Annotated in this window: 10 protein-coding genes; 1 reads left to right on the plus strand and 9 read right to left on the minus strand. The window is 42.6% G+C overall.

What is annotated here, in order from left to right:
- Positions 1-673: 673 nt before the first annotated feature.
- The 6 genes from W293_RS0102805 to queC all read right to left on the minus strand — a co-directional run bounded on the left by W293_RS0102805 (position 674) and on the right by queC (position 6,593).
- A complete protein-coding gene (locus W293_RS0102805; protein WP_025650999.1) occupies positions 674-1,201 on the minus strand; it encodes a peroxiredoxin in 528 nt (175 codons plus the stop codon).
- Between the two features lie 253 nt (positions 1,202-1,454).
- Positions 1,455-2,642 carry a mechanosensitive ion channel family protein gene (locus tag W293_RS0102810; protein WP_025651000.1) on the minus strand — a complete coding sequence of 396 codons (1,188 nt, stop codon included), beginning with the start codon at positions 2,640-2,642 and terminating at the stop codon, positions 1,455-1,457.
- Positions 2,643-2,758: 116 nt separating this feature from the next.
- Complete coding sequence (locus W293_RS0102815; protein WP_025651001.1) at positions 2,759-4,255, minus strand: dihydrolipoyl dehydrogenase; 1,497 nt, start codon at positions 4,253-4,255, stop codon at positions 2,759-2,761.
- A gap of 130 nt (positions 4,256-4,385) precedes the next feature.
- Entirely contained in the window at positions 4,386-4,883 is a 498-nt protein-coding gene (locus W293_RS0102820; RefSeq protein WP_025651002.1) for a peroxiredoxin, read from the minus strand.
- A 158-nt stretch (positions 4,884-5,041) separates the two neighbouring features.
- A complete protein-coding gene (locus W293_RS0102825) occupies positions 5,042-5,371 on the minus strand; it encodes a hypothetical protein (protein ID WP_025651003.1) in 330 nt (109 codons plus the stop codon).
- A 505-nt stretch (positions 5,372-5,876) separates the two neighbouring features.
- The gene (gene queC / locus W293_RS0102830) at positions 5,877-6,593 is read right to left on the minus strand and encodes a 7-cyano-7-deazaguanine synthase QueC (RefSeq protein ID WP_198015410.1); all 717 of its coding nucleotides are present in this window, start codon (positions 6,591-6,593) and stop codon (positions 5,877-5,879) included.
- 473 nt (positions 6,594-7,066) lie between these two features.
- Here queC and ttcA point away from each other — a divergent pair, with 473 nt between their 5' ends.
- Positions 7,067-8,158, plus strand: coding sequence for a tRNA 2-thiocytidine(32) synthetase TtcA (gene ttcA, locus W293_RS0102835; RefSeq protein WP_413771501.1), 1,092 nt, complete (start codon positions 7,067-7,069; stop codon positions 8,156-8,158).
- A gap of 287 nt (positions 8,159-8,445) precedes the next feature.
- On the opposite strand, the gene W293_RS0102840 is transcribed toward ttcA, so the two are convergent.
- The 3 genes from W293_RS0102840 to W293_RS0102850 form a co-directional block, all read right to left on the minus strand.
- Positions 8,446-9,027, minus strand: a complete 582-nt coding sequence (locus W293_RS0102840; RefSeq protein WP_025651006.1) for a FixH family protein — start codon at positions 9,025-9,027, stop codon at positions 8,446-8,448.
- 193 nt (positions 9,028-9,220) lie between these two features.
- On the minus strand, positions 9,221-10,630 hold the full coding sequence (ccoG, locus tag W293_RS0102845; protein WP_025651007.1) for a cytochrome c oxidase accessory protein CcoG: 1,410 nt from the start codon (positions 10,628-10,630) through the stop codon (positions 9,221-9,223).
- 299 nt (positions 10,631-10,929) lie between these two features.
- Positions 10,930-11,465 (minus strand): IS30 family transposase (locus W293_RS0102850; protein WP_025651008.1); only part of this gene is annotated, 536 nt, incomplete at its 5' end.

Here is an 11,465-nt window from a genome sequence, read left to right on the forward strand (position 1 = left end):
TGGGCTAAATTGATAAATATTGATAAATAAGGCACATCATAAGATAAGATGTTTAACCGTCAATTTTACCATAATTACGCTATGGATGGTTTAAGTGGCTTTGATTAAAAGATGGTGTTTAAAATTTTGGCGTTAAGGCGTTATTAAAATCAGTACTATAGTCAAGGAGTTTTAGAATCGCTATAAGGCGACTGACCGCAGATAGTACATCGAGTACATCTAGGGCGGATAACACCGTAGCGGTTTAAAAGTGCTCTGACTATATCTATAGTGAGTGAAAAGTCATACAGATACATCATGCACTGCTGATATCCATTTTTCTTGCTTGCTGTGCCTGCGCCGACAGAGGCTACAAAAAATTGATATCAGCAATACCGTCGTGTTTTTAGGATATTTTGGCTATAGCGTCAGACTAAAAAAAATGGCTCATTATTGGTTTTTAATCTGAAGCATGTTCTCATTTTGAAAATGGTAATAAATATGAGATAAATTGCAGTCAAATGAGGAAAATAACACCGCTCAGCGATAGAGGTTCTTGTAAAGAACCATAAAAAAACTGCGTAGCCCTTATGTTCAAGGACTACGCAGTTCGACAGTATTCGAGCCTTAGTATTTGAGCCTTTATAGACGCCTGATAATACTATTCAAGAGCCAATGTACTTAAGTGTTGTGATTAAGCATTACTTTTTAAATAATCTAACATGGTGTCTGCATCTGATACTTCAAATGGGTCTATTGGGCAGTTGTCACCAAAATTAGGTTCCTTAAACACTTTTTTGATGGCTTTGTTGTCGACAAGCATCGAATAACGCCATGAGCGCATACCAAAGCCAAGATTACTCTTATCAACAAGCATGCCCATTTTACGAGTGAACTCACCATTACCATCAGGCAGCAAAAAAACGTTTTCACGGTTTTGCTTTAGGCCCCATTGATACATGACAAAGGCGTCATTGACAGAAATGCAAACGATTTCATCTACGCCTAACGCCTTAAACTCATCGTAAAGCGCTTCATAACGAGGTAGATGGCTGGTCGAACAGGTTGGCGTAAAGGCACCTGGTAGTGAGAACACGACCACTTTTTTATTGGCAAATAGCTCATCTGTGGTTAAGTCTTGCCATTTAAATGGGTTGTCTCCTTCGATAGATTCATCACGAACACGGGTTTTGAAAGTCACATCAGGTACATGGGTAATCATTATTTACTCCTATTTAGGTTATTGTGTTTTTTTCAAAATTCTGCATATATATGATAATAGTTATAGCAATCCATAAGCAAATCTTTAAGCTGATATTTGCTATATAAGGTATCAAACTATATGAGATTTTTTTAGACCTTACAAGCTACGTTAGCTGCTTTGGCCCTATCCTAGAGAGCTATGTTTGAAGTAGTCTCTGTCGTTTAAGGCTTTTGCACTTACTGTTCTACATTAGGGACATCCCTAATAAACGTTATTTATCATTCTTTTTTAACGATACTGCTTCTGTAACCAATTGGGTAGTGGTAGCAAAAGGTTTGGTCGCGATAGGATAATCCACGTCTTTTGGCATGAGCAGGCGCATATGCGGATAAGGGGTGGATATATTGGCCGCATCAAAGGCACGCTTGATATCTTCTCTTAGACCTTCTTTAATCTTGGGCATACGCGCAACAGCGGCTGGTTTTACCCAAAAACGCACGATAAAAAATACCCCATATTCGCCAATTTCATCGACGGTTGCTGAGGTTTCAGGACGATTAAGCACCATATCATTGCCGGCAAGTACCTGCAAAATCTCTTTGCGGGCGTTATCAATGTCATCTTCAAACGCAATACGCACACGAACATCAAAGCGGATAAAGTTTTTGGAGGTTAGGTTGGTTACCTCAGAGGAGGCGACGTTGGAGTTTGGAATAATGACAGTGATGTTGTCTCGAGTCAAAACGTGAGTAGTACGTAGGGCAATCACCACCACACGACCTTCATTATCGTTGATATTGACCCAGTCGCCTACTTGAAAGGACTGCTCAAGCAAGATCGTAATACCAGCAATAAAGTTGGCGAGCGTCGATTGGGCAGCAAAGCCAACTGCTAAACCAGCGATACCCAAACCTGCCACTAAAGACACAATATCAAAGCCAAACTGCGCCATGACACTGGCAAGCCCCAATACCAACAATAATACCGACAAAATATTTTTAAGCAGCTGCTCAATAGAGGCATTGAGTCCGTAATGCTGTAGGATCTTGTGAATGATTTGTCCAGAAGACGTCCACAGCACGTAATAGATGCCCGCCCAAGTACTGGCCTTAGCCGTGGCTTTGATCGTCTCTGGTTCAAAGCTAATCTGACTCATAATGGCAATCAAGCTGGCAACGATCCAAATATAACGCAAAACTGAGCGTACTATTTTTGACCGGCGTTCATTCAGACGGATTCGGGATTTGCTTTTTTTGACAATATAAATAGCCAACCAATAAAAAAACCCTAATACCGCAAGCAGTATCAGGATTTTAATACCCGTGCTGGTCAGCTCTACCGCTTGCGACGTCCAATCGAATGACTCCTCATCGATTGAGCCGCCGAGAGCAAGGTAAAGGCTAGTATGTAAGTCACGAATGATCTCTTGAAAAAACTCGGTAATACTAGCGATTGCCATTGTGTCGTCCATGCAAAGTGTTTTTAGATGACCTCAAGTCGTGACAATCAATACAACACGACATGAGCGAAGATTGGTACTAAGCATAATGTTTAAAAGCGCTACTGTTTTGGGCATTAAGAAGTGCTTTCTTGAGTGTCCTGAGACTGAAAAGGTATCTTCATTTTGTGTTGGACATCGCGTAGCGCGGTACGCAAACCTTCTAGGATAGTCGGATGATAAAAAGGCGTGTCCAGTAATTGCTTAATACTTAAGTCATTGGTGATAGCAACCGCCAATATATGACCGATATATTCGGCATCGGGACCGACCATGCTCGCACCTAGGATTCTGTCTGTTTTTTTGCAGCCATAGATATGTAGCAGGCCACAGTTGACGCCCATGACTCGGCTGCGTCCTTGATTGTCGAAGCTCACGCTGCCAATCACGTGTTCGAGCTCTTCATCTTCCTCTATTTCGGGGAGAGACTTACCGACGTTGATGATTTGTGGCGAACAAAATACGATAGAGAAGGGTACGGCTGGTGGGCGAATATGAGCATTTTTTACATTGTCGCAGACCATATTGCCCGCACTAAATCCTTCATCACTGGCCACATGCAGCAGTGGAATATGGGCATTGGCATCGCCAACGATAAAGACATTTAAATCACCAATTTGACCGGTCTTTTTACTCAGATTCTTTGGGCGATTTTTGTCATCAAGCTCAACCCCTAGGTTTTCAACGCCTAGCTGCTCAATATTATTACGGCGACCCGTCGCGACCAGTACATATTCACCTTGCCACTGCTGTGTCTCACCTGCGCTGTCTTCATAATCAATAAAGGCGAGTGCTCCTTGACTACCTTCAGCCGCCTGCGTGCCAATATCTTTGATTTTACTGCCCAAATGCATCGTCAGCTCACGGCTTAAACAGTCGATGGCTTTATTGCTAATGTCTGAGTCTTTCAGTCCGGCTACTTTTTTAACACGGTTAAATAGTGTCACCTCTACACCCAAGCGATTAAATGCTTGTGCAAGCTCTAAACCAATAGCACCAGCGCCAACCACCGCCATAGATTTTGGTAAATCTGGTAGCTCAAAAACCGTATCAGACGTCAGTAAAGTGTCGCCCAACTTATCATTCCAACCTTCTGGAATAAAAGGAGAGCTGCCAGTAGCCACGATGATTTTATCTGCTTCAATCACCTCGTCATTGACCTCAATGAGACCTTGCTCATTGATATGAGCACGACCCGATATTTTTTTGTGGTCAGGCCAGCTATCGACTTGCTTTTCAATATAGCTTTCAAAATGACTGCGTTCAGTGCGGACGCGTTCCATGACTTGTTTGCCATTTATCTGAGCGCTGCCATGAATCCCAAATTCTGCAGAGTGATTGGCATCATGAGCGCGGTCGGCTGCGGCAATAAGCAGTTTGCTGGGCATACAACCGACCGCAATACAGGTGGTCGTCCAAAAGCCATCATTAATAATGACGATATCATCTTTGGTTTTACTGGCTTGGCGAAAGGCATTCTGTCCTGCTGTCCCTGCGCCAATGACGGCAACCGATACCTTGCGCGTGACTTGATGGTTTGTACTAGCGGCAGTGCTGTCTGACTGGTTATTCATATTATTCTCAAATGGTTATATTTTATATGATGTGAGTGACTGATAAAATGTTGGCTTTTAATCGTTTGTGCTTAGCGTCTCAATAGGCGCTATTCTATGACGATGTTAGTGCCAATAACCATAATAAAAGTTATGGCGCTAACATCGTCAGTAAGCGCTCAGTATAGTCTTTAGCACGTAGATTACGCTGCGCATGAGTAAGATTGCCGTCTTTGTCAAATACGAAGGCCGAGCGTACCAGACCTAACGTAATCTTACCGTACATGTTTTTTTCTTTAATGACGTCAAAGTACTGGCATAGCTTTTCGTCGTTATCACTGATTAGTGGAATCTGTAAATCATATTTTGCGATAAATTTTTCATGAGATTCGACACTATCGCGGGACACCCCAACGATATCATAGCCTAAGCCATCAAAATCATTAATGTGCGCTGTGAACTCTGTCGCTTGTGTGGTGCAACCTGGAGTATTGTCTTTTGGATAAAAATAAAGGATCAGTCCTTTGTTAGTATGCGCAACCAAGTCTTTTAAGCTAATATCGTCATGAATAAAATGACCATCTAGCTCACGTACCATCGTCACTGGAAAGTCGGGCAGGGCAATAGTCTCTGTGGTTGGCTTAGCCATGGTAAAATCCTTAGTTGTTTTATGGTTTTTTTAGATTATGGTGGTCTTATTATAGGCAGATTAGCAGAAATAAATACTCAGTTTTACACTTCACTTATTCATTCGCAACAAAAAAGACTGGTCATTGCCAGTCTTTTTTGTATTAACCCATTTATTGCTTATGCAGGTTTTTGTGGTTGCTTTAAGTCTAGGCCAACAGTGCATTGCTGCAAGTCTTTTTGCATTTTCTTTACATAGGGTAGGCCTGACGGGTCTTTTTTGTCTTGGGCATAGCTCTCAATTTCCCACATTTGACCGATTGTCATGTTGCTACGGACATCAATAGTGCAATTGCATAGCTTAGTCGCGTTGCTCTTGTCAGCGACTTTATACTTGACGGCACCGCTCACGCAAGTATTGATATTGTTTTGCTTAATATCGATAGCATTGGCTTGTGGCATGGCAAACAGCGCAGCGAGGGCTAGGGGTAATACGGGCAATAACTTCATAAATATCCTCTCAAAGGTGGCAGCAATTTTGTAGATTTTTACGCAGAGCAAAATAAAATGACGGTAGATAAAAAATGGAGATAAATAGCACTTTTTCTCTACCATTTGTCTATTTAATGACAAATATAATCGTTCATACCATAGCAAGTATCACAATTAAAATACAACGGCGGCGTGCTGTGTTAATGCAAGCGAATGTTTCGCTAATGTTTAGTCATGGCGTCCGCTGCTATAGTCGAGGCAATTTTAAGTCAGTACAAAGCAACTGAGCACAGATATGACAATAGTAAATCATGCGAGGTTATCACCGTACCAATTTACAAATGCTTTGGTTATATATAGTCGATACTAAATAGAGTAGAGACACAACATGAAGGTGCGTGACTGATATAAATTTTTCTTGCTTGCTGTGCCTACGCAGACAGAGGCGGCAAAAAATTTATATCAGTCACGCTGTATCTTTTTTATATTGACCTGACTATAACCCATATAACCAATCCAAGCGCTAAGATTGATAATGGGTGGGATCAGCGACACCTGCTTGGGCAAACCCTTGACGACGTAAGGTGCAGCTGTCGCAAACGCCGCAGGCAAGACCGTTGGCATCGGCTTGGTAGCAAGAAATCGTCTGGCCATAATCGACACCCAATGACAGCCCAAGCTCAATGGTCTTCGCTTTGGATAACTGCTGCAATGGCGTCTGAATGGTTAGATGATGACCAGTCACACCCGCTTTAGTCGCTAGATTCGCCATGTGCTCAAAAGCGGCGATGTATTCAGGGCGACAATCTGGATAGCCAGAATAGTCGACTGAGCTGACGCCAATGACGATATGGTTGGCATCGATGACTTCAGCGACGGCTAGGGCATAAGATAAGAATATGGTATTGCGTGCAGGCACATAAGTGTTTGGAATGGCATCGTTATCAATCTCATCGCGTTTCTTATTAGGGAACTTCTCTGCATCTCCGTCAGGAACGATCATGCTGTGATCGGTCAATGATGAGCCGCCCAGCTGAGCGATATCAATATCGATAATACGATGATTGACCGCGGCTGTTTCTGCGATACTTTTTGCGGCGACAAGCTCACTATTGTGACGCTGACCATAGTTGAAGCTGACCGCAGTAACCGACGCATAACGCGCCTTGGCCCAATATAAGCAAGTCACTGAATCGAGACCACCAGACAGTAGCACAACAGCATTTTGGCTTTTATGCAGTGTTGTTAAGCGCTCATCGGCTGTTTGATTTTGGGCGTTGGCTGGTGTGGTAGCGTTAGTCATAGTGTTGTCTATTATTGATTGGCGAAAAACGGCTATTTTAGCAAAAATACGGCTATTACAGAACCATAAAGGCGATAAGATTTTGTTCCTCGCATCGATTTTCACTACATTCTATGATTGTTTGCCCACAACGATAGCATTTATGCTAATAATTTAGCCTCATCTTTTCAATACCTTAGTGATTTTTGTTATAATCGCTGCGGCTTTTAGCGTCTCACTCGTGTGTCACTATTAATATTGAGACGCCTTCTGTTTTATAGCTTGCTTTATAGTCACATCATCCTTGCAAAGATATTGAGTAATTTATGACCGCAGCGACCTTGTTTACACCAACATTCCCTCCTCAATTTAACGAGTTGTCTACCAATGCTGACTTCGATAATCATTCTTTAGAGACTGATAGACATAGTATGGAATACGATGAGGTGAACGACGAGCTCAATGATGCTATGGACGTGGCAGCTGATAGTGAGCATGCTGGTGTTGACTATGGCAGTGCTGAGCAATTGGCTGACGAACAAGCACTGACAGAAACAGCGATATTTCGCAAACTACAAAAAAAGCTGCGCCGCCAAGTATCTTGGGCGATTCGTGACTTCAATATGATTGAAGATGGCGATGTGGTGATGGTTTGCGTGTCAGGTGGTAAGGACAGTTATACATTGCTAGATATTTTATTGCTGCTAAAACGTATTGCGCCGATCAACTTTGATATCGTCGCGGTCAACCTTGATCAAAAGCAGCCCGGTTATCCTGAGGATATTTTGCCAGCGTATCTGAACGAGCAGGGCATTGCTCATTATATTTTAGAAAAAGATACTTATAGTATCGTCAAAAGCGTGGTGCCAGAAGGCAAGACTTATTGCTCAGCATGTTCGCGTTTGCGTCGTGGCTCGTTATACGGTTTTGCCAAGCAGATTGGCGCGACCAAAATTGCCCTTGGTCATCACCGTGACGACATGCTCGCGACCTTCTTTTTGAACTTATTTCATGGCGGCGCGCTAAAATCGATGCCGCCAAAATTGCTCAGCGACGACAAGCAAAACATGCTCATTCGCCCTTTGGCATACGTTGAAGAAAAAGACATCATTGAATACGCACGCCTCAAAGCGTTTCCGATTATCCCGTGCAACTTATGTGGTAGCCAGACCAATCTACAGCGCGCTATTATTAATGACATGCTACGCGAATGGGATAATGCTCATCCGCAGCGTTTGGCCTCTATCTTTAAGGCCATGCAAAACGTTGCTCCTTCACAATTAGCAGACCGTGAGTTATTCGATTTTGAACACTTAAGTCTCGACCGTGATAACGATGAGCGTTTATTTGAAGGGGATAATATTCAAGCAGGGCAGACAGATAGCTTGGCTGACATCGGCCTACCAGTCGCGCCAAAAACGCAAACTTTTAATCCAAAGTTTGCTAGTAAGCAACAGACAGACAAAGCGATAGAAAGCAGTCGACCAACACAGAAGATTCCAACGATCAACCCTGTTATCTAGTGGTCTGTTTTATTGAAGGGAATTTGGAAAGATTGCTGACTATGGTCAAAATATCCTAAAAGCGCGAAGATATTGCTGATATCAGTGTTTCGTAGCCTCTATCTGCGCAGGCACAGCAAGTCAGAAAAATGGATATCAGCAGTGCGTTATGGTTCGATATTACTTTTCATTGACTATAGCTAAATGATAACAATAAAAAAACCAGCTCATTATTGATTGATGGCTGGTTTTTTTATGTCTTGATAAGTTGATTATTCGCTGAATATACGAAATCTAATTTATATAAATTAACTTTCTGCAAAGACCGGTAGCGGGTCAAAACTAACCTCTGAACGTGGTAATTTCGCCACATCTTGCATACGCCAATCGTCTTTGCCTTCATTACTCACTTGCAAATAATACTTGGCTTTTACCGGATCAATATCTGCTTTGGCAGTGTATTTATTGCCTTCTTGATGCTGTAGCACCACATCACGATCTTTTTTAATGTCGGTGGCATGCGAAATCGATAAATCCAAGGTATCTGGATAAGTAATTGGTGTGCCATTAAGCAACTTACCTGACTGCAGGCTCTGTTCAGGATAATTTAAATAAAACACAATATTGCCATTATCGGCAAATTGCATTTGTCCATGCAAGTCTAAATCATACGTGAGCTTGTCACGAGAGACATCATGATAGAGCGTTTTGCCATCCATATACCAGTCGTCACGTACCACGCTATCACGGATCTGGTAAGAGTAATAAACAAACCAAATACAAGCGATCACGACCGCAGCAGGCATGCCAATCACAAAGATAACGACCATGTAATTCTTGTACCATGGCTGAGTATCTTGATGTTTAAAGTTCGGTGCTGGAGTAGACATAAAATACCTATGCATCAGATACGCAATCAATAGATAGCTGTTCATTAGACATCTACAAATGGTATCAACGGATAATTTGGCGGCTAAGCGCTACCAGTTTAATGGTAAAACATTTATTCGATAGTCTTTGACTCTCAAAGTCGCTGACTACCGAATGACATAAAGGAAACTAAATAATCAGTTCAGTGATGAATTACTGACCTTGAGTCGTAAAGACGTTTTGCTTACTGACATTGTACTTACCGTCTTCACTGGTCACATTTAACGTCACTGGCGTTTGACCAAATTCAATCACATCAGGATCACCATAAATACTGACAGGCATATCGAAGCTTTCGCCTGCTTCTAAGGGTACATCGTTGAAGCGCAGCTCTAAACTCAGACCCTCTTGCGGGGCGAGCGTTATTTTATAACTGTGAGGCTCTTGGGTTTTGTTGGTTAGCTTGACGATATAGCTGTTTTCGATCATGCCTTGGGTATTGATAGATGATAACTGGTTACGATCACGACGTATATCAATCTCTAGCGGCACGCGATCGGTTAACGCATATATCACACCGCCACATAGTACGGCTAATAATGTCAAATAAGCAAATAGTCGTGGGCGCAGTACGCGGCTTGGCTCTTTTTCTGCTAGCTGACGTTCGGTCGTATAACGAATCAGGCCACGCGGATAGCCGACCTTGTCCATCACTTCGTTACAGGCATCGATACAAGCCGCACACTGAATACAGCCGACTTGCAGGCCATCACGAATATCGATACCAGTAGGGCAGACCTGCACACACATGGTGCATTCAATGCAGTCGCCTAAGTGCTCTGGGTTTGTGCCTTTTTTACGGGCACCGCGCGGCTCACCGCGTTCATAATCATAAGATACGATTAATGTGTCTTTATCAAACATCACACTTTGAAAGCGGCCATAGGGACAAATCTGTACACACATCTGCTCACGCATATAGCCTGCATTGGCATAAGTAGCAAAGGTAAAGATAAACATTGAGACCCATACCCACGTTGGCCAGTCAGGGAAAGGAATCATTCCTATTGACTGCCAGCTATGATATAGAGAATCTGTCCCAGCTACATAACTAACAAAGGTCGCTGCTGTAATCACAGAAAGCAAAAACCAAATCGCATAGACGACAGTGCGTTTGAAGACTTTGCTCGCACTCATCGGCGATTTATCAAACTTCATACGCTTATTGCGATCGCCAATTACCCATTTTTCAACATATTGGTATAGATGGGTCCATATCGTTTGAGGACAGGCGTAACCACACCAAACGCGTCCTGCATATACCGTCACCATAAACAGCGTAAACGCGGCAATAATGGCAAATGCTGCAATAAAATAAAAATCTTGGGTCAAAAACGTCATGCCAAAAATATAGTAATGCTGCGAGGGCACATCAAACCATATTGCTTGTCTATCATTATAGCGCAGCCACGGCAGTAACAAAAACAGCGCCAAAAAGGCATACATACTAACGACGCGGATATTTTGATAAAAACCTGTGACAAACCTCGGGTGCACGCGTTGCTTGGTCGCATCAAGATCGACCTGCTGTACGGGGATTTTATTAGATTGTTGTGCTGACATAAACGTGCCTCTTTAAAAAAAGAATCAGTCTGCTGGCATGATGAACAAACACCTATAATAAAAAGATGTTGGAATGTGCGATGTTATCAATGTCAGTAAGTAGCTGAGTAGGATAATCACTGTAAAAAACAGCGAACCCTGCTACCAAATGAGCGATTGTAAATAGCCAATTACGATTGAACCACTCATACTAAAAATAGCGACAGATAAGTGGTGTTTAAGTTTTGCTATTTTAACATTCTCCCTACTATAAATGGGGTGATAATGTTAAAACACAATCATTATATAAGAACTTGGATTCAACATTGAAGTGCAACGCACCCGAAGCTAGATTTTACCTCAAGAGGTGTTCTAAACCCTAGCACCTTTCTAGGTCGATTATTTAAACTGTCTTCAATCGACTGAACTAAGTGCATGCATAGGTTATCCAGACGCATTGACTTCGGTAGAAACTGACGAATTAACCCATTGGTATTCTCATTCGTTCCACGCTCCCAAGAATGATAAGGCTGAGCAAAATAAATATCAGCCTTCAACGCTGTTGCCATCGTTTCATGGTCAGCAAACTCTTTACCGTTATCAAAGGTGATACTTAACGCCTGTTCACCTTTTAGCATGCCAATACAAGCTTGTGTGACGGCTACTGCCTTGCGATTGGGTAGCGCTTTGATCTTAGTCTCTCGAGTTGTTCTATCCACTAGAGTGACAAGCACACCTTGATGTCCACGACCAACCACCGTATCCCCTTCATAATCGCCCATACGACTGCGCGCTTCAATGATACTGGGACGGTCATTGATATCACAGCGGTTCGCTATCTTTCCGCGCCTATCAT

Source organism: Psychrobacter sp. TB67 (assembly GCF_000511065.1).
In the GTDB taxonomy this organism is placed as follows: domain Bacteria; phylum Pseudomonadota; class Gammaproteobacteria; order Pseudomonadales; family Moraxellaceae; genus Psychrobacter; species Psychrobacter okhotskensis.